This is a genomic window from Klebsiella sp. C349492 (assembly GCF_042055345.1).
Classification (GTDB): Bacteria; Pseudomonadota; Gammaproteobacteria; order Enterobacterales; family Enterobacteriaceae; genus Klebsiella; species Klebsiella scottii.
In genome coordinates this window covers 1,123,541-1,142,278 of record NZ_JANQCE010000001.1, presented here as the reverse complement: position 1 = coordinate 1,142,278, position 18,738 = coordinate 1,123,541, and the positions used below count along the sequence as shown (strand labels likewise).

Here is an 18,738-nt window from a genome sequence, read left to right as displayed (position 1 = left end):
GGATTTTTCGCCGCCGCGGCGCATTATCGCCACGATGCGGAGGGGGAGACGTGCTACAAGATCGGCCGCAGGCGTATGCATAACAGTTTTTATAAACTGCCATTTTTTATCACCTGTTATACTATAGGCCTATACGTTCATCTGCGGACTTACCTATGAAAAAGTACCAACAGCTGGCACAGCAGCTGACCGAACAGATTGCGCTCGGCGTCTGGCAGCCCGGCGACCGCTTGCCCTCCCTGCGCGAGCAGGTGGTCAGCAGCGGAATGAGTTTTATGACGGTCAGTCACGCCTACCAGCTGCTGGAGAGCCAGGGGCGAATTATCGCCCGCCCGCAGTCGGGCTACTACGTCGCGCCAAAACCGGTTAAGTCGCGCCAGCCTGAGCCGCCGGCGCAGGTGACCCGGCATGAATCGGTGGATATCAATACCTACATTTTTGAGGTGCTGCAGGCCAGCCGTCAGGCCTCCATGCTGCCTTTTGCTTCCGCTTTTCCCGACCCGCGCCTGTTCCCTCTGCAGCAGCTAAACCGCTCCCTGGCCCAGGTCAGTAAAACCGCGACGGCGATGAGCGTGATTGAAAACCTGCCGCCGGGCAACGACGAACTGCGCCACGCCATTGCCCGCCGCTACGCGCTGCAGGGAATGAATATTTCGCCGGACGAGATCGTGATTACCGCCGGCGCGCTGGAGGCGCTCAACCTGAGCCTGCAGGCGGTTACGGAGCCGGGCGACTGGGTGGTGGTAGAAAATCCCTGCTTCTACGGCGCGCTGCAGGCGCTGGAAAGGCTGCGGCTGAAGGCGCTGTCGGTAGCGACGGACGTCAAAGAGGGGATCGACCTGGCGGCGCTGGAGCAGGCGCTGCAGAGCTATCCGGTGAAGGCCTGCTGGCTAATGACTAACGGCCAGAATCCGCTCGGCTTTACCCTCAGCGCGGGGAAAAAGGCGCGGCTGGTTGAGCTACTGACGCGCTACAACGTGGTGCTGATCGAAGATGACGTCTACAGCGAGCTCTATTTTGGCCGCGAGAAACCGCTGCCCGCCAAATTCTGGGATCGCCAGGATATGACGCTACACTGCAGCTCTTTTTCCAAATGCCTGGTGCCCGGCTTTCGCATCGGCTGGGTGGCCGCCGGCAAGCACGCCCGGCGAATTCAGCAGCTGCAGCTGATGAGCACGCTGTCGACCAGTTCGCCGATGCAGCTGGCGCTGGTGGACTACCTGTCGACCCGGCGCTACGACGCCCATCTGCGCCGCCTGCGTCGCCAGCTGGCTGAGCGCAAGCAGCAGGCCTGGCAAGCGCTGCTGCGCCATCTGCCCGCCGAAGTCAAAATCCACCATAGCGACAGCGGCTACTTTCTCTGGCTGGAGCTGCCGGCGGGAGCCGATGCCGGGGAGCTGAGCGCGCGGGCCCTGCGCGACAACATCAGCATTGCGCCGGGGAAAATGTTCTCCACCACCGCCAGCTGGACCTCATTCTTCCGCTTTAATACCGCCTGGGGCTGGGGGGAAAGAGAAGAGCAGGGGGTTAAGCGCCTCGGCGAGCTTATTCGCGAGCTGCTGGCTGAGCCGTAGACTTATTTTCTCTGCGGGTAAACGGCGGGTGGAAAATAACTAAATATTATTATCAAACGATACCGGCCATTATTTTTCCGGTATCCATCATAGGAAATTCGCATACCCGCTTCCTGTCTCTAACTCCTTGTCTATAATCCATATTGTCGTTCAGCTGTTGTTGTTTTTTGCGGAATGCGCCCCTTGTCACAACCTGAATAAATTTCCCGTGAGGGGCATAGCACGCCGTCTACTGTTATTAAGGGAGATATTTTTACGGCACGGCTGCCGCTAATTTTGTTGTGACAGGAGTAACACCCGATGAGCAAAAAAATTGCCCGTGGCAGCCTGTGTGTGCTGGGTATGGCCTTCCTGACCGCGCAGGCCGCCGAGCCGCCGACCTCGTTGGATAAAGGCGAGGGTCGGCTCGATATCATCGCCTGGCCGGGATATATCGAACGCGGTCAGACGGATAAAAACTATGACTGGGTCACCCAGTTTGAAAAAGAGAGCGGATGCCAGGTGAATGTGAAAACCGCCGCCACCTCAGATGAGATGGTCAGCCTGATGGCGAAAGGGGGCTATGACCTGGTGACCGCTTCCGGCGACGCGTCGCTGCGCCTGATTATGGGGAAACGCGTGCAGCCGATTAACCCGGCGCTGATCGCCAACTGGAAGACGCTCGATCCGCGGGTGGAGAAAGGCGCCTGGTTCAACGTGGGCGGTAAAGTCTACGGTACGCCATACCAGTGGGGGCCAAACCTGCTGATGTACAACACCAAAGTGTTCCCGACCCCGCCGGATAGCTGGAACGTGGTGTTTGTAAAACAAAATCTTAGCGACGGTAAAAGCAACCAGGGACGGGTTCAGGCCTACGACGGCCCGATCTATATCGCCGACGCGGCGCTGTTTGTCAAAGCCACCCAGCCGCAGCTCGGTATTACCGACCCCTACCAGCTTACCGAGGCCCAGTATCAGGCGGTCCTGAAGGTGCTGCGCGACCAGCGGGGGCTGATTCACCGCTACTGGCATGACACCACCGTGCAGATGAGCGATTTTAAAAACGAAGGCGTGGTGGCTTCCAGCGCGTGGCCGTATCAGGCCAACGGGCTCAAAGGCGAAGGCCAGCCCATCGCCACCGTCTTCCCGAAAGAGGGGGTGACCGGCTGGGCGGATACCACCATGCTGCACAGCGACGCTAAGCATCCGGTCTGCGCCTATAAATGGATGAACTGGTCGCTGACGCCGAAGGTTCAGGGCGATGTGGCGGCGTGGTTCGGCTCGCTGCCGGTGGTGCCGCAGGGCTGTAAAGCCAGCCCGCTGCTGGGAGACAAAGGCTGCGAAACCAACGGCTATAACCAGTTCGCCAAAATCGCCTTCTGGAAGACCCCGATTGCGGAAGGCGGCAAGTTCGTCCCTTACAGCCGCTGGACCCAGGACTATATCGCGATTATGGGCGGCCGTTGACCGGCCGGAGGCATGAAATGACGTATGCGGTAGAGTTTCATAATGTCTCGCGGCTGTATGGCGACGTGCGCGCGGTGGATGGCGTAAGCATTGCCATCCGCGACGGCGAGTTTTTCTCAATGCTGGGGCCGTCCGGCTCCGGCAAAACCACCTGCCTGCGGCTGATTGCCGGTTTTGAGCAGCTTTCCGGCGGGGAGATTACCATTTTTGGCCGGCAGGCCAGCGAGCTGCCGCCGTGGCAGCGCGACGTCAATACCGTCTTCCAGGACTACGCGCTGTTTCCCCATATGTCGATCCTCGATAACGTCGCCTACGGGCTGATGGTGAAGGGGATCGCTAAAAAAGAGCGCCACCGCCGCGCCCAGCAGGCGCTGGAGAAGGTGGCCCTTGACTTTGTCCATGCGCGCAAACCGTCCCAGCTTTCCGGCGGCCAGCGGCAGCGGGTAGCGATTGCCCGCGCGCTGGTGAACGAGCCGCGGGTGCTGCTGCTGGATGAGCCGCTGGGGGCGCTGGATTTAAAGCTGCGCGAGCAGATGCAGCTGGAGCTGAAAAAGCTGCAGCAGGCGCTGGGGATCACCTTTATTTTTGTCACCCACGACCAGAGCGAAGCGCTGTCGATGTCCGACCGGGTGGCGGTGTTCAATCACGGGAGCATCGAGCAGGTCGACGCGCCGCACGATCTCTACCTGCGCCCGAAAACGGCCTTCGTTGCCGGGTTTGTCGGCACGGCCAACGTCTTTGACGCCGAGCTCTCCGCCCGGCTGTGCGGTATGCCGGGCAGCTGGTCGCTGCGTCCGGAACATATCCGGCTGCACGGCGGCGGAGAGGTTCAGGTCGAGGGCGTGGTGCAGGCGGTGCAGTATCAGGGCGCGGCAACGCGAATCGAGCTAAGGCTGGCCGACGGCGACAGGCTGCTGGTGAGCCAGGCGAATAGCGACGGCGGCGCGGCGCTGAGCGCCCCGCAGGCGGGACAGCGGGTGCTGGCGTCCTGGTCGCGGGCGGCGATGGTCCCTCTGGATAACGGTGGCTGATATGGCAACGCTTATCGCTAACGCTCCCTCCGGCCGCCTGTCTGGGCTATTCTGGCGCCGGCCGTCGCTGGGGCTGTTTCTGCTGCTGCTCGGCCCGCTGATGTGGTTTGGCATCGTCTATCTGGGCTCGCTGCTGACGCTGCTGTGGCAAAGCTTCTATACCTTCGACGACTTCACCATGTCGGTCACTACCGACCTGACGCTGGCTAATCTCAAGGCGCTATTCAACCCGGCCAACTACGACATTATTATCCGTACTCTGGTGATGGCGCTGACGGTCACGCTGGCCAGCGCTGTTCTGGCGCTGCCGATGGCGTGGTATATGGCCCGCTACACCAGCGGCAAAATGAAGGCATTTTTCTATATTGCCGTGATGCTGCCGATGTGGGCCAGCTATATCGTTAAGGCCTACGCCTGGACGCTGCTGCTGGCAAAAGATGGCGTGGCGCAGTGGTTTCTGCGCCATCTTGGGGTGGAAGGCGCGCTGAATCTGCTGCTGGCGATCCCGGCGGTGGGCGGCAATACGCTGTCGACTTCGGGGCTTGGCCGCTTCCTGGTCTTTGTCTATATCTGGCTGCCGTTTATGATCCTGCCGGTGCAGGCGGCGCTGGAGCGCATACCGGCGTCGCTGCTGCAGGCGTCGGCCGATCTCGGCGCCCGGCCGCGGCAAACCTTTCGCTATGTGGTGCTGCCGCTGGCTATCCCCGGCATTGCCGCCGGGTCGATTTTTACCTTCTCGCTGACGTTGGGCGATTTTATCGTGCCGCAGCTGGTGGGGCCGCCGGGCTTTTTTATCGGCAATATGGTCTATTCCCAGCAGGGGGCGATTGGCAATATGCCGATGGCGGCAGCGTTTACCCTCGTGCCAATAGTCCTGATTGCCCTGTATCTGGCGTTTGTTAAACGCCTGGGAGCGTTTGATGCACTCTGAACGCGCACCGCTGTTTCTGAAAGTCGCGACCTGGGGCGGGGTGATCTTCCTGCATTTCCCGCTGCTGATCATTGCCCTGTACGCCTTTAACACCGAAGACGCCGCCTTTAGCTTTCCGCCGCAGGGCCTGACGCTGCGCTGGTTTAGCGAAGCGGCCGGGCGGGGTGACATTATCGAATCGGTGACACTGTCACTGAAGATTGCCGCGCTATCGACCGCTATCGCGCTGGTACTTGGCACGCTGGCTGCAGGGGCTCTGTGGCGCAGCGCCTTTTTTGGCAAGAACGCCGTGTCGCTGCTGCTGCTGTTGCCCATCGCGCTGCCGGGGATCATTACCGGCCTGGCGCTGCTGACGGCGTTTAAGGCGATTAACCTCGAACCGGGTCTCTTCACCATCGTGGTGGGGCACGCCACTTTCTGCGTGGTGGTGGTATTTAACAACGTTATCGCCCGCTTTCGCCGGACCTCCTGGAGCCTGGTGGAGGCGTCGATGGATTTAGGGGCGACGGGCTGGCAGACCTTCCGCTACGTGGTGTTACCCAACCTGGGGTCGGCGCTGCTGGCCGGGGGAATGCTGGCGTTCGCGCTGTCGTTTGATGAAATTATCGTCACCACCTTTACCGCCGGGCACGAGCGCACGCTTCCGCTGTGGCTGCTGAATCAGCTGGGACGCCCGCGCGATGTACCGATAACCAACGTTGTCGCTCTGCTGGTGATGCTGGTGACGACCATTCCGATTTTAGGGGCCTGGTGGCTAACCCGTGACGGCGACATAAGCGCTGAAAACGGCAAATAACTGACGTGTACAGGATAATACTATGCAACATAACCTTTTGATCAACGGCGAATTAGTGGCGGGTGAAGGCGAACTGGTGCCGGTATTCAATCCTGCTAATGGCGAAGCGCTGCTGGAGATTGCGGAGGCGACGGCGGCCCAGGTGGATGCGGCGGTTGAGGCGGCGGATCTGGCCTTTGTCGGCTGGAGCCAGACTACGCCGAAAACCCGCGCGGAGTGCCTGCTCAAGCTGGCGGAGGTGATTACCGAGCATGCGGAAACCCTCGCCAAACTGGAGTCATTGAACTGCGGCAAACCGCTGCACTGCGTGATTAACGACGAGCTGCCCGCGGTGGCGGATGTGTTTCGCTTCTTTGCCGGCGCCGCGCGCTGCCTGCCGGGGATGGCGGCCGGTGAGTACCTGGAAGGGCACACCTCGATGATCCGCCGTGACCCGGTTGGGGTGGTGGCCTCCATCGCGCCGTGGAACTATCCGCTGATGATGGCGGCCTGGAAGCTGGCTCCGGCGCTGGCGGCGGGGAACTGCGTGGTGATTAAGCCTTCAGAGATCACGCCGCTGACGGCGCTGAAGCTGGCCGAGCTGGCAAAAGATATTTTCCCGGCTGGAGTCATCAACGTACTGTTTGGCCGAGGTAAAACCGTGGGCGATCCGCTGACCGGCCATCATAAGGTGCGGATGGTATCGCTGACCGGGTCGATAGCCACCGGGGCGCATATTATTGGCCATACGGCCTCCTCGATTAAGCGTACGCATATGGAGCTGGGCGGCAAGGCGCCGGTGATCGTCTTTGACGATGCGGATATTGATGCGGTCGTTGAGGGCGTGCGGACCTTCGGCTTCTATAACGCCGGCCAGGACTGTACCGCCGCCTGCCGCATCTACGCCCAGCAGGGCATTTACGACCAGCTGGTGGAGAAACTGGGGGCGGCGGTTGCCAGCCTGAAAATCGGCCCGCCGGAAGATGCCGCGACGGAGCTGGGGCCGGTTAGCTCGCAGGCGCATCTGGAGCGGGTGAGCGCCGCCGTTGATGCCGCGCGCGCGCTGGCGCACATCAAAGTGGTGACCGGCGGCAGCAAGGCGCCAGGGAAGGGGTACTACTACCAGCCGACGCTGCTGGCCGGGGCGAAGCAGGAGGATGATATTGTCCAGCGCGAGGTGTTTGGTCCGGTAGTGAGCGTCACCGCGTTCAGCGATGAGGAGCAGGCGCTGGCCTGGGCCAATGATTCGCAGTACGGTCTGGCCTCGTCGGTGTGGACCCGGGACGTTGGCAGAGCGCACCGTCTTAGCGCCCGCCTGCAGTACGGCTGCACCTGGGTGAATACCCACTTTATGCTGGTGAGCGAAATGCCGCACGGCGGGCAAAAGCTGTCGGGCTACGGGAAGGATATGTCGATGTATGGCCTGGAGGATTACACCGTCGTGCGCCACGTGATGATCAAGCACTAAACGCAGCATGCCGCCGACGGAGCGCGTTCAGGCCCGTCGGCGGCGGTATCTGGCAATCAGTGGCGTCATAGATGAATATCCCAGCCGAGGCGCATCCTTCCGCCGACTTTTTTATCGCCGCTTCTACCTTCCAGTAAGAGTTTCCTGCCGGGCCGGGAGAATCTATCACCGGTACCAGAACGGGTTTAGAGGAGGGGAGCTGTTCTGAGAATTGCAGCGGCCGTGAATCATTCGGCGGCACATGCTCATAGAGATGGCGACAGCAGCGGGATTGACTATGCAGCGCAATAATCACCCTGCAATCAGGTTAGCCTGCTAATAATCATCGATGGCAGGAATTGCTAAGACAGAAGGCTGCTGATATGAGAATATTCTTATGCCCCTTCAAGAGCTAAGCCATGATGAGTGCCGGAGATAAGCGCCGGATGGGGCTCGCAAATATCCCCGCCCCTGCACTAACTAATAGTGCAGGGGCTTTTTTTGCCCATGCAGCAGGCGGCAGCGTTAACGCGGAAATAACAGAAGCGGGCAGCAGGGGCAGGGAAGGGGGCGGTCTACACCATCGGTTTCGACAGAGGTTACATCGCTGTAACGCCCTGACGCAGCTAAGCGCGCGAGCTAATACGCACAAGATGAGAATGGTAAATAATTTTTTCGCTATTGCCGATACTATTCAGGCAGATAAATGCATTAGCCTAGCGTTTATTCTTTTTACTCGGTAAGCTTGACTGGCGGCGTTCACGCACGTAAGAAATAAGGTTATAAACTGCGATAACCAGTAATATTAACGCCACAATAAGCACGGCAATCCCGGACATATTCCACCTCAAATTTAAAATGAGCAACAGAAAAAGTATTCATAACCAATGTTTATGAATGTAAATTCATCCTTGAGATAACGCAAATAGTATTTGTTCTCTTTCAAATGAAGTGCCGCCAGCCTGGGAGAGTAAGGATCGGCCTAAGGCCGCACCAAGCATGGGGTTGTCGGCATGATTACCGTTCTGCCAGCAGCACGAGATTTAAGAAGTATCGCATTTTCCGCTAATAGAACTCTTCGTCATACATTATTGTTAGTTATCTGTAGACGTGAGTTTATGCTGATTTTTTAAGCATAATCTGATACTTCCTGACGGCAGATGGTGGATTTGTAGCAGCGGAGGATCGTTTTCCTGAAGAAGTAAGGTTAATTTATTTTCTTCGCGCCGGCATAAACTATATCCATTCTGTTTGTGGTGCTATTTGCCAGGCCATGCTCGGGCCCGGACTCTCTTTTTAAGAGTCCCGGCAGTATTGCCGAAATGTATTTCAGATTTATTTCGTCGCACTCACTTTATTAATTAAAGTTAATGTTTAATTAATGTTAATGGTTAGATAAAATTTGTATCTATTGAATGTGGGAGGTCGTTTGGCGTTTGACTTTGGCGGGGCGGCCATGCGAACATTTGTCATAATTTGTTACTGTGAAGTTGATTTTGTTTTGAAAAACATAGCATTTTTTCTGCTGGTGGCTACCGCTACCGCCATTCTCTATGGAAATTTGCCCGCTCAGCGCGTTCTGGATTGTGAAAAGCAGGGGGCGAGTGAAGCCGTTTGTCTCTCCGCTGAATGGGATAGCGAAAAGGTCAATCCGTTGCCGGAGTATAACCCTGATAACCTCAAGGCTACTGCCGTGTTGCAGGCTACGTCCCAGGTGGACACGACCCGTACTGTCGCTATTAAATCGTAAAAAAGCAGCCCTTTAAGGCTGCTTTTTTAGGTTTCTTTGCTGAGAAAAAATCAGTAAAACCAACCAAAACGAACGGATAGCAGGCTAATAAGCGCAAATGCTGCGCCGACATTAATCAGAATTACGGTTTTGCTGGAAACATCCATAACGCCACCTTTATGAGTAAGCCTCTACAGGTATAGTACGAGGTCAAAGGATGTGCTATCAGACAAGGATGAATCGGGCGTTTTCTGTTGGCTACGCGCAGTATTTTACTTTGTCATGTATTAATCTCTGGCCCGCTTTCCGCTGCTGAAAGAGGCGCGTCGTAAAGGCGTTTCAGGGAAGGACTAAGAATGACCCTATATCAAAAGATGCTGATTTTTTATGCCGTGATGGGATTTATCTGCGCAGTTATCAGCTGGTTTTTAACCAAAGAAAGTCGCCTGATTCGCCTGCTGGCGGCGCTGCTGATCGGCGCAACCTGGCCGTTTAGTTTTCCGACCGCGCTCCTTATTTCTCTATTCTGAGACATTCTGAGACGAAGAAAGCGTTGGCATCCGTTAATAATGACTGTATAAAAACACAGTTCAATTAACGGGAGCTTATCTATATGAACGGTTTCTTCTCCTCTTTGGCCGGCGCCACCGTACGCTGGTTCGATCTGCCCGGTAGCGGCGATCCGATCGTGTTTATCCACGGTCTGGGATGCGCCTCTTCGTACGATTATCCTCGAGTGGCTGCCGATCCCGCGCTGAGCGGGCGCCGGGTCGTGCTTATCGATCTACCTGGCTACGGCTATAGCGATAAACCCGTTGAGTTTGGTTACAGTACCACGGAACAGGCGCAGGTGGTGGTAGAACTCCTTGACCACCTGGAGCTGTCGCGCTGCTATTTGTACGGCCATAGCATGGGCGGCAGTATTGCCATTGAAGCGGCTGTACGGTTAGGCGAACGCGTGCTTGCGCTGCTGGTGGCCGAGCCCAATCTGTACGCCGGCGGTGGGGTATACAGCCGGGCGATTGCCGCGCAGACGGAAGCGAAGTTTGTCGCCGGAGGCTATGCCGACATGCTGGCGGCGGAATCTTCGCCCTGGGCTGGGTGCCTACAGAACAGCGCGCCCTGGGCCGTCTGGAGAGGAGCAAACAGCCTGGTATCCGGCGTAACGCCATCATGGTTTACGCTTTTTTGCCAGCTCTCTTGTCCGACGACGCTTATCTATGGCGCGCTGTCGCTCCCTGCGCAGGAGGCCGAAAACGCCGTCGCGGAAGGGATTATGCTGCGGGTTGTGCCCGATGCCGGCCACTCGATGGCCTGGGAAAATCCTGCCGCGCTGGCGGCAGCGATCGCCAGCCGCTGCTGAGGCGAACAACGCGCGCTGCCCTTAGGGTTAAAACGGCAGTTCGCGAGGCTGCATTTGCATTGTTATCCAGCGTAGTTCGGTAAATTCGGCAACGCCTGCGCGCCCGCCGAAGCGCCCGTAGCCGGAGGATTTGCAGCCGCCGAACGGCATCTGGGCCTCATCGTGAACGGTGGGGCCGTTAATGTGGCAAATCCCCGTTTGTAAGCGCTGCGCGACGTTCCATGCCCGGGCGCTGTCGCGGCTGTATACCGCCGACGAAAGCCCATATTCGCTCTCATTCGCGACGGCCAGCGCCTCCTCTTCTCCGCCGACGCGGATAATCGCCTTCACCGGTCCAAACGACTCCTCGCTCCAGATGCGCATGTCGCGCGTGACGCCATCCAGCAGGGTGGAGGCCATCTGCACGGACGTGGCCTTGCCGCCGCTTAACAGCCGGGCGCCTTTTGCCAGCGCATCGTCAATCAGCGCATTGCAGCGCGTGACGGTCTTCATATCGACAACCGGTCCGATCAAACCTGCGGGTAGGCTCGCCGCGCGGCGGCTGATAAGCGCGACAAACTCATCGGCAATCGCGTGGTCGACGATAATACGTTCGGTTGACATACAGATTTGCCCGGCGTTGGCGAAAGCGCCAAATATGGCGCCCGCCGCCGCTTGTTCAGGATCGGCGTCATCGAGCACCAGCAGCGGGGCTTTCCCGCCCAGTTCGAGCACCGCAGGCTTCAGATGCTGACCGCAGGTGCGGGCAATGATCCTGCCCACCGGCGTTGAGCCGGTAAAATTGATCCGACGCACCGCGGGATGGGCGATCAGCGATTCGACTAACGCCGGCGCATCCGCAGGCGCGCAGGTCAGATAATTGATAACGCCGTCCGGGAATCCGGCAGCGGCGAGGGCCTCAATAATTAATCCCTGAGAGGCGGGCGACAGCTCGGCGCCCTTGAGGATCACCGTATTGCCACAGGCAAGGGGGGTGGCAATCGCCCGCGTCGCCAGGATCAGCGGCGCGTTCCACGGCGCCATTCCGAGTACGACGCCAGCGCCCTGACGCACGGCCATCGCCAGATTCCCCACCACGTTCGACGGCACTATCTGCCCCTCAATCTGGGTCGTGAGCGCGGCGGCTTCACGCAGAATATCGACGGCCAGATGGACGTTAAAACCTGACCAGTGGGCCGTTGCGCCGGTTTCCGTCGCCATAGCGGCAATAAACCGGGCTTCGCGCAGCAGCATCTGTTCGGCGGCGTTCAGCAGCAGGCGACGGCGTTCGCCAGGGGAGGTATCGCGCCACTGTGGAAATGCGGCCGCCGCGGCCTCAACGCTGCGTCGGGCGTCGGCGAGGCTTGCGGCAGCAGCGGTGGAGGCCGCCGCTTTGTTCAGCGGATGGCTGCGGGTAAAGGTAGCGCCGTCGTCAGCGTCGTGCCACTGGCCGTTGGTGTACAGGCTACAGGTTAAGCTCATCGGTGGAACCTCATCTTTTGCTGTTTTTCCGAGTGTACCGGGCAGGGAGACGACGGGGGGCTGGGAGGGCGGTTATCGCACGATTTTTTTCAGGCTTTTTAGGCAGTTCACAACTTCAGCCGATTAAATGGTGCAAAAAGGCGGCGAGTGTTGAATAAATCGGCAAAAACGGCGTTTTCAGCATAACCTGATACCGATTGATTATTTGCCGGTTGATTCCTGCTGTGCTGTTATTAGAGGGCATATAACAAATTTATAAGGTTTATAACCATGTCTACAGGGAAAACACGTCTTGCTTTGGCGCTCGGCGCACTGCTGCTGCCAGCCGCTGCGTCCTGGGCGGCCGGTAACGATACGCTGGTCTACTGCTCCGAAGCCTCTCCGGAATCCTTCAACCCGCAGATTGCCAGTTCCGGTCCCTCGTTTGTGGCCAGCTCGCAGGTGCTCTACAACCGCCTGATTACGTTCGACCCGCAGAAAAACACGCCGGTTCCTTCGCTGGCTACCGACTGGACCGTCTCGCCGGATGGCAAGACCTGGACCTTTACCCTGCGTAAAGGCGTGCAGTTCAACAGCAACAAATACTTCAAGCCGACCCGCGATTTCAACGCCGATGACGTGCTCTTCTCGGTGCTGCGCCAGCAGGATGCAAAACATCCGTACCATAACGTTTCCCAGGGCAGCTACGAGTACTTCCACGACGTCGGGCTGGATAAGCTGATCAAAGAGGTTAAAAAGCTTGACGATTATCACGTCCAGTTCGTACTGGCGGAGCCGAATGCGGCGTTCCTCGCCGACTGGGGGATGGATTTCGCCTCAATTCTCTCTGCGGAGTATGGCGACGCGATGCTGAAAAAAGGCACGCCGGAGTATGTCGATACCTGGCCTATTGGTACCGGCCCGTACGCGCTGCAGCAGTATAAGGTGGATTCACAGATCCGCTATATTGCCAACCCGCACTACTGGGAAGGCGAGGTGCCGACAAAGCATCTGATCTTCTCGATCACGCCAAACGTTGAGACGCGGCTGGCGAAGCTGCAAACCAATGAGTGCCAGATTATTCCGGCGCCTTCACCGGTACAGTTCCCGGTGATCAAAGGCAATAAGGATCTGGCGCTGCACTCGGTCGAAGCGCTGAACGTCGGCTATCTGGCGTTTAATACCGAGAAAAAACCGTTCGATAATCTGCTGGTGCGTCAGGCGCTGAACTACGCGACCGACAAGCAGGCGATCGTTAAAGCGGTGTTCCTGGATTCCGGCTCCGTGGCGAAATCGCCGCTGCCGGCCAATATGCTCGGCTATAAGAAAGATCTCCCGGACTACGACTACGATCCGCAGAAGGCCAAAGCGCTGCTCAAGCAGGCGGGGCTGGAAAATGGCGCAGAGGTAACCCTGTGGTCGATGCCGGTTCAGCGGCCTTATAACCCGAACTCCCGCCGCATCGCGGAGATGATTCAGAGCGACTGGAGCAAGGTCGGCGTTAAGGCCAAAATCGTCACCTATGAGTGGGGCGAATATCTCGCCGGGATGCGCAAAGGCGAACACGATAGCGCTCTGTTCGGCTGGATGTCGGATAACGGCGATCCGGACAACTTTGCCGGGACGCTTTTGAGCTGTGATAACATCAAAACCGGCTCTAACGTCGCCCGCTGGTGCGACAAGTCCTACGACGCGCTGGTGAAGAAAGCGCTTCTGGTCAGCGATCCGCAGGCGCGGGCGAAGCTGTACGGCCAGGCGCAGGAGATTTTTTATCAGCAGGCGCCGTGGATCACCCTGGCGACGGGAAAAACCTTCTATGCCACGCGCAGCAACGTCAGCGGCTATAGCGTGAGCCTGATGGGCAGCGATTTTTCAAAGGTAAAACTGAATTAAGCCGAAAGGAGAGCAGGATGGCACATCTGGATGAGGTTATCGCCCGCGTGGACGCGGCGATTGCCGAAGGGGTGATTACCCACATGAACGAGCTGCTGATCGAACTTAGCGATGACGCCGGGCTGGATCGCGACGATCGCTATATCCAGCAGCAGCGTTTACGCACCACGATTGCTCATCATGGACGCCAGCACCAGGAAGAGCAGGAAGGGCGGCGTGAGCAGTTGACCAAGGGTGGATCTATCCTCTGATATCCGCGTCAGAACTGGCGTCTGGCAACCAGCCAGGCGCCTGCCACCAGCATTGCCGCTCCGCAAAGCGGCCCCACCAGTGCGCGAAACGGCACGCCGTGGGCGCGCGCTAAATCGATGATCAGGCCGCCGACCAGCTGGCTGGCGATCAGGACCGCAATGGTGGTTGCCGCGCCGACGTTCTGGTACCCGCTGATGCTGGCAAAGACAAAAAATGACCCCAGCAAACCCGGAATCAGCGTCCACCACTTCACGCTTTCCGCCAGCTCATGAACGCCCGCCGCGCCGTGACGCAGGAGCAAAATAGTGACGAAGATTACAATCCCGACCAGCGAATTAAGCAGCATCGCAATCAGGATTGTGGAGGCGGACTGGGTGATTCGCACCATCAGCGTATTCTGCACCACCAGCCCGATCCCGGCGGCGATAAGGCAGGCCAGCGTCAGCGACTGGTTCATGCGTCGGGATCCGGATCGCGGCGATCGTCGAGCTGGAGCTGCATAAAGGTCAGATCCAGCCAGCGGCCGAATTTGGTGCCGACCTGCGGCATCTGGCCGGTGGTCACAAAACCGAGGGTTTCATGGAGATGCAGCGAGGCGTGGTTCTGCGCCTCAATTCCGGCGACCATCACGTGTTTCTTCAGGCGGCGGGCCTCTTTAATCAGCGCCACGAGCAGGGTACGGCCAAGCCCTTTTCCCTGGTGATCGGGGTGCACGTAGACCGAATGCTCGACGGTATGGCGAAAGCCGTCGAATGTGCGCCAGTCGCCAAAGGATGAATACCCGGTCACCACGCCGTCCTCTTCACTCACCAGCACCGGGAAACCGGCTATCTGGCGCGCTTCAAACCAGGCAATGCGGTTATCGGTGTCGACGGTTTTATCATTCCAGATAGCGGCGGTGTGCAGCACCGCATGGTTGTAGATCCCGGCAATCGCCGCACAATCCTCTTTACAGGCATAGCGGATGGTCATAGCAAACCTCAAGTTTCGTACACTATAGTAGTACGATATTATTACAATAATGTACGCAATGCTGTCATCTGTTTTAGGCAAAATTTTTTACTAAGGTACGCCAGAGCGCTACGACAAGCGGATGGAGGGAATCAGAGCCGTAGAAACAGCTTCACTTTCACCACCTTGTTACGCCGCATTTCATACACTATAGTACTACGCTATGAATACTATCGAAGACAACATCAATCAGCGCATCAGCGCCCGCATTCGCATCGAACGGGAGTCCCGAGGCTGGTCTCTGAGCGAGCTGGCGGAACGGGCCGGCGCATCGCGGGCGATGATCCACAAAATCGAACGCGGTGAGAGCAGCCCGACGGCTTCGATGCTGGGGCGTCTGTCCGGCGCCTTTGGCATCAGTATGTCGACGCTGATCGCCCGGGCGGAGATGCAGGAAGGCAAGCTGCTGCGCTTTGCCAACCAGCCGGTGTGGCGCGATCCGCAGAGCCACTATCTGCGCCGTCACGTCTCGCCGCGCAGCGATCTGCCTATCGATCTGGTGCAGGTGGAGCTTCCCGCCGGTAGCGATGTCCCGATGCCCGCAGCCTCCTATGCGCTGGCGCGCCAGCTGATCTGGCTGCAGCAGGGCGAGCTGGTCTTTGTTGAGGGCGCCACGCGTCATGAAATGCAGGCGGGAGATTGCCTGGAGCTGGGGCCGCCGAACGACTGCCGTTTTATCAATGAATCCGCCACTTCCTGCATCTATCTGGTCGTGAGGCTGAATCAATCTGCCTCATAATGCCAATGCAGGCGGGGATAATTGCGGCTAGCCTCAGTACAGGTCTTTAAAAGAGGAGTTTGCTATGGCTTTTAATTCGCAACGTCACCGTCGCTGGGTGCTGGCTTCTCGTCCACACGGCGAGCCGACCGGAGAAAACTTTCGTCTGGAAGAGGGCGATGTGCCGTCTCCGGGTCCGGGACAGGTGCTGTTACGCACCGTGTTTCTCTCTTTAGATCCCTATATGCGCGGCCGCATGAGCGATGCTCCGTCCTACTCGCCGCCGGTCGCCATCGGCGCGGTTATGGTGGGCGGCACGGTGAGCCGGGTTGTCGCGTCAAATCATGCTGACTTTACCCCCGGAGAGTGGGTGCTGGGCTACGGCGGCTGGCAGGATTATGAGCTGTCCGACGGCAGCGGGCTGGTGAAGCTGGGCGCACAGCCGGAGCATCCATCCTGGGCGCTCGGCCTGCTGGGCATGCCTGGTTTTACCGCCTATATGGGGCTGCTGGATATTGGGCAGCCGAAGGCCGGCGAGACGCTGGTGGTCGCTGCCGCCACCGGGCCGGTGGGCGCAACGGTAGGGCAGATTGCTAAGCTCAAAGGCTGCCGCACCGTCGGTATTGCCGGCGGCAGTGAGAAATGCCGCTACGCGGTCGAGACGCTGGGCTTTGACGTCTGCCTCGATCACCGCGCGCCTGATTTTGCCGAACAGCTGGCGCAGGCCTGCCCGCAGGGCATTGACGTTTACTATGAAAACGTTGGCGGCAAGGTGTTCGATGCGGTGCTGCCGCTGCTTAATACCTCGGCGCGGGTGCCGGTGTGCGGCCTGGTCAGCGGCTACAACGCGACCGCGTTGCCCGATGGCCCGGACCGTCTGCCGCTGCTGATGGGCACGCTGCTGAAAAAACGGATTCGGATGCAGGGCTTTATTATCGGCCAGGATTACGGCCACCGTATCGCCGAGTTCCAGCAGGAGATGGGGCGCTGGGTGCAGGAAGGTAAAATTAAGTACCGCGAGCAGCAAATCGACGGCCTGGAGAGCGCCCCCCGCGCTTTAATCGGCCTGCTGAAGGGTGAGAACTTCGGTAAGGTTGTGGTCCGGGTTTCGCCGGACGAGTAACGCTTATGCCCCGGCGGCGTCGAGCGCCGGGGCGAGGATCTGCAAGCGCCAGCCCTGGCGCGCCCTATCCGGGGTTTTCCTTAACTCATCTCTTTGTTAAATATCCTGTCTTATCTTTCTTCCGCGAACGTGAATACGTTACTTCAGTGGCTAACCGTAACGCGCCATGCCTGTTTTTCAGATGAGTACGGATGCACAATATTGAATTTTTAATGGACATTTAATTACAAAATATTACATTTAATGTCGCAACATTTCAAAAAATGGAGTTTTTGATGCTGACATTATTGCCTGCCGCTCGCCGTCTTTGGTTTTTTGTTGCACCGTTACTCATACCTTTTGCTCTGTCAGCGGCACCTTTGAGTCCGGCCGACCAGAGCGCTATTGAGCAACAGCAGAAGGCTCTGCTGGACCATACTCAGCAGCAACGAGAGGCGCTCCGAAACAGCACGCCCATACAGCTTTCAGCGGATAAGAGTTTGTCGGCTGAAAAAGGTCCATGTTTTGCTCTTAAGCAAATCCGCCTGCTGGGCAGCACGGCTCTACCTCGCGATGCGCAGAAGACGCTGACGTCAGTGCCGGCAAAAGGATGTATGTCCCTGCAGGACATTCAGCTACGCGTCCGCGATATCACTCAGGCCTATCTCTCCCGCGGTTTCATTACCTCTCACGCCTGGCTGCCGGAACAGGATATTTCTGGTGGGCTTCTGCTGCTTGAAGTTACTGAAGGAAAAGTGGAAACCATCACTCTTGCCGGCAGCCAGGATAACGCCCTAAGAATGGTGTTCCCGCAGGCCGAAGGTCGGATTCTGAATCTGCGGGACCTTGAGCAGGGACTTGACCAGCTTAATCGCCTGCGTTCCAGGACCCTGACCATAGATATTCTTCCCGGGAGTAGAGAGGGGTTTTCCCGGGTAGAGCTGATCGCGACTGACCATCATTTGCCGGTGAGCCTGAGCTTAGGGGCTGATAATAGCGGGCAAAAAAGTACCGGCAGCAGACAGATGAATGCGCAGCTGACCGTAGATAATCCGCTCAGCCTGGCGGATCAATGGATGCTATCCGCAGGCAGGGACAGCGAGTTTCATCATGACCGCCGTAGCCGTAACCTTCAGGCCGGAGTCACAGTACCTTATGGATACTGGCTGTTCAGCGCGCAATACGGCTGGTCCGATTTTTATCAGACCTTATCCGTTGGCGGTTCGAGCTCTCGCTGGCGGTACGACGGGACCGTCCAGACCCAGCGTCTGGCGGTTAACCGAACGCTATGGCGTGACGGGAAACAGCGGGTGGCGCTGGATATGGCCTTTTCTCGCCGGGAAACTGAGAATCGCCTGGGAGACGTACGTCTCGGCGTCAGCAGTTCAACGCTGACCAGCGTAATAGCCGGACTCAGCTACAGTCGTACTCTCGGTAATGGCTATCTAACGGTCGGCCCGTCGCTTTCACATGGCCTGAGCCTCGCCGGAGCCACCCGCGACGACCCCGCTCATCCTGAGCTACCGCGCAGTGAATTCCGCCGCTTTAGCCTGAGCGCCAGCTGGTTTTATCCCCTCACGCCCTCTTTGTACTGGCTGACGTCCGCATACGGACAAACCACGCCCGATCGCCTTTACGCCAGCGAGCAGCTGTCCGTTGGCGGGCAGTACTCGGTCAGAGGATTTAAAGAACAGTATCTCAGCGGCAACCGCGGCGGCTACTGGCGCAATGAACTGACATGGCAATGGATGACCATTCCTGGCGTCGGCACGTTGTCAGCCACGGGCGCGCTGGATGCCGGGCATGTGGTGAGCCAGAAAGGGATAACCGATGGCGGCACGCTGACGGGGACCTCCCTCGGGCTGGAGCTGGCAGGCCGCTGGCTCAGCCAGTCTTTGACCGTTGCCATGCCGCTATCGTATCCCGACCGACTTAACCCGGATAAACAGGTGGTTTACTGGCAGGCCACCGTTTCACTTTAACTGCCGGCACACAGCAGGGGCCCCTTGGCTCCAGAATAAAAGGA

At 58.2% G+C, this 18,738-nt stretch carries 19 protein-coding genes; 14 read left to right on the top strand and 5 right to left on the bottom strand.

The annotated features are described in order from the left end of the window. The first annotated feature begins 155 nt into the window (after positions 1-155). From NWP14_RS05375 to patD, 6 genes are all read left to right on the top strand, one after another. A complete protein-coding gene (locus tag NWP14_RS05375) occupies positions 156-1,574 on the top strand; it encodes a PLP-dependent aminotransferase family protein (protein ID WP_095097514.1) in 1,419 nt (472 codons plus the stop codon). 300 nt (positions 1,575-1,874) lie between these two features. Then, the gene (ydcS, locus tag NWP14_RS05370; protein WP_095097518.1) at positions 1,875-3,020 is read left to right on the top strand and encodes a putative ABC transporter substrate-binding protein YdcS; all 1,146 of its coding nucleotides are present in this window, start codon (positions 1,875-1,877) and stop codon (positions 3,018-3,020) included. 17 nt (positions 3,021-3,037) lie between these two features. After that, entirely contained in the window at positions 3,038-4,051 is a 1,014-nt protein-coding gene (locus NWP14_RS05365; RefSeq protein WP_375214923.1) for an ABC transporter ATP-binding protein, read from the top strand. Position 4,052: 1 nt separating this feature from the next. Beyond that, the gene (locus NWP14_RS05360; RefSeq protein WP_095097524.1) at positions 4,053-4,982 is read left to right on the top strand and encodes an ABC transporter permease; all 930 of its coding nucleotides are present in this window, start codon (positions 4,053-4,055) and stop codon (positions 4,980-4,982) included. Next, complete coding sequence (locus tag NWP14_RS05355) at positions 4,972-5,778, top strand: ABC transporter permease (RefSeq protein ID WP_095097527.1); 807 nt, start codon at positions 4,972-4,974, stop codon at positions 5,776-5,778. The genes NWP14_RS05360 and NWP14_RS05355 overlap by 11 nt, the downstream gene beginning before the upstream one ends. 22 nt (positions 5,779-5,800) lie before the next feature. Further along, complete coding sequence (gene patD / locus NWP14_RS05350; protein WP_095097530.1) at positions 5,801-7,225, top strand: aminobutyraldehyde dehydrogenase; 1,425 nt, start codon at positions 5,801-5,803, stop codon at positions 7,223-7,225. 695 nt (positions 7,226-7,920) lie between these two features. Here patD and NWP14_RS05345 read toward each other — a convergent pair. Next, positions 7,921-8,043, bottom strand: coding sequence for a small membrane protein (locus NWP14_RS05345; protein ID WP_095097533.1), 123 nt, complete (start codon positions 8,041-8,043; stop codon positions 7,921-7,923). A 590-nt stretch (positions 8,044-8,633) separates the two neighbouring features. Here NWP14_RS05345 and NWP14_RS05340 point away from each other — a divergent pair. Continuing rightward, the gene (locus NWP14_RS05340) at positions 8,634-8,954 is read left to right on the top strand and encodes a hypothetical protein (RefSeq protein WP_223261761.1); all 321 of its coding nucleotides are present in this window, start codon (positions 8,634-8,636) and stop codon (positions 8,952-8,954) included. 50 nt (positions 8,955-9,004) lie between these two features. Here the strand turns inward: NWP14_RS05340 and yncL are convergent, their stop codons facing one another. Continuing rightward, entirely contained in the window at positions 9,005-9,100 is a 96-nt protein-coding gene (gene yncL, locus NWP14_RS05335) for a stress response membrane protein YncL (RefSeq protein WP_071844919.1), read from the bottom strand. Positions 9,101-9,289: 189 nt separating this feature from the next. Between yncL and NWP14_RS05330 the strand changes: the two genes are divergently transcribed. Beyond that, positions 9,290-9,463 carry a GhoT/OrtT family toxin gene (locus tag NWP14_RS05330; RefSeq protein ID WP_095097536.1) on the top strand — a complete coding sequence of 58 codons (174 nt, stop codon included), beginning with the start codon at positions 9,290-9,292 and terminating at the stop codon, positions 9,461-9,463. 83 nt (positions 9,464-9,546) lie between these two features. Then, a complete protein-coding gene (locus NWP14_RS05325) occupies positions 9,547-10,296 on the top strand; it encodes an alpha/beta fold hydrolase (protein ID WP_375214922.1) in 750 nt (249 codons plus the stop codon). Between the two features lie 27 nt (positions 10,297-10,323). Here the strand turns inward: NWP14_RS05325 and NWP14_RS05320 are convergent, their stop codons facing one another. After that, the gene (locus NWP14_RS05320) at positions 10,324-11,757 is read right to left on the bottom strand and encodes an aldehyde dehydrogenase (protein ID WP_375214921.1); all 1,434 of its coding nucleotides are present in this window, start codon (positions 11,755-11,757) and stop codon (positions 10,324-10,326) included. Positions 11,758-12,027: 270 nt separating this feature from the next. Here NWP14_RS05320 and NWP14_RS05315 point away from each other — a divergent pair, with 270 nt between their 5' ends. Together NWP14_RS05315 and NWP14_RS05310 are read left to right on the top strand one after the other, a co-directional pair. After that, positions 12,028-13,629 (top strand): ABC transporter substrate-binding protein, encoded by a 1,602-nt coding sequence (locus NWP14_RS05315; RefSeq protein WP_095097545.1) that lies wholly within the window; start codon positions 12,028-12,030, stop codon positions 13,627-13,629. A gap of 17 nt (positions 13,630-13,646) precedes the next feature. After that, a complete protein-coding gene (locus tag NWP14_RS05310; protein WP_095097548.1) occupies positions 13,647-13,880 on the top strand; it encodes a YdcY family protein in 234 nt (77 codons plus the stop codon). An 8-nt stretch (positions 13,881-13,888) separates the two neighbouring features. Here the strand turns inward: NWP14_RS05310 and NWP14_RS05305 are convergent, their stop codons facing one another. Both NWP14_RS05305 and NWP14_RS05300 read right to left on the bottom strand, forming a co-directional pair. Beyond that, a complete protein-coding gene (locus NWP14_RS05305) occupies positions 13,889-14,338 on the bottom strand; it encodes a DMT family transporter (RefSeq protein ID WP_331835287.1) in 450 nt (149 codons plus the stop codon). Continuing rightward, positions 14,335-14,853, bottom strand: coding sequence for a GNAT family N-acetyltransferase (locus tag NWP14_RS05300; protein ID WP_095097554.1), 519 nt, complete (start codon positions 14,851-14,853; stop codon positions 14,335-14,337). The genes NWP14_RS05305 and NWP14_RS05300 overlap by 4 nt, the downstream gene beginning before the upstream one ends. A 202-nt stretch (positions 14,854-15,055) precedes the next feature. Here NWP14_RS05300 and NWP14_RS05295 point away from each other — a divergent pair, with 202 nt between their 5' ends. The 3 genes from NWP14_RS05295 (at position 15,056) to NWP14_RS05285 (ending at position 18,694) form a co-directional block, all read left to right on the top strand. Then, positions 15,056-15,631 (top strand): XRE family transcriptional regulator, encoded by a 576-nt coding sequence (locus NWP14_RS05295; protein ID WP_095097557.1) that lies wholly within the window; start codon positions 15,056-15,058, stop codon positions 15,629-15,631. 64 nt (positions 15,632-15,695) lie between these two features. After that, the gene (locus NWP14_RS05290; RefSeq protein WP_095097561.1) at positions 15,696-16,733 is read left to right on the top strand and encodes an NADP-dependent oxidoreductase; all 1,038 of its coding nucleotides are present in this window, start codon (positions 15,696-15,698) and stop codon (positions 16,731-16,733) included. Between the two features lie 479 nt (positions 16,734-17,212). Continuing rightward, entirely contained in the window at positions 17,213-18,694 is a 1,482-nt protein-coding gene (locus tag NWP14_RS05285) for a ShlB/FhaC/HecB family hemolysin secretion/activation protein (RefSeq protein ID WP_375214920.1), read from the top strand. Positions 18,695-18,738: the final 44 nt, after the last annotated feature.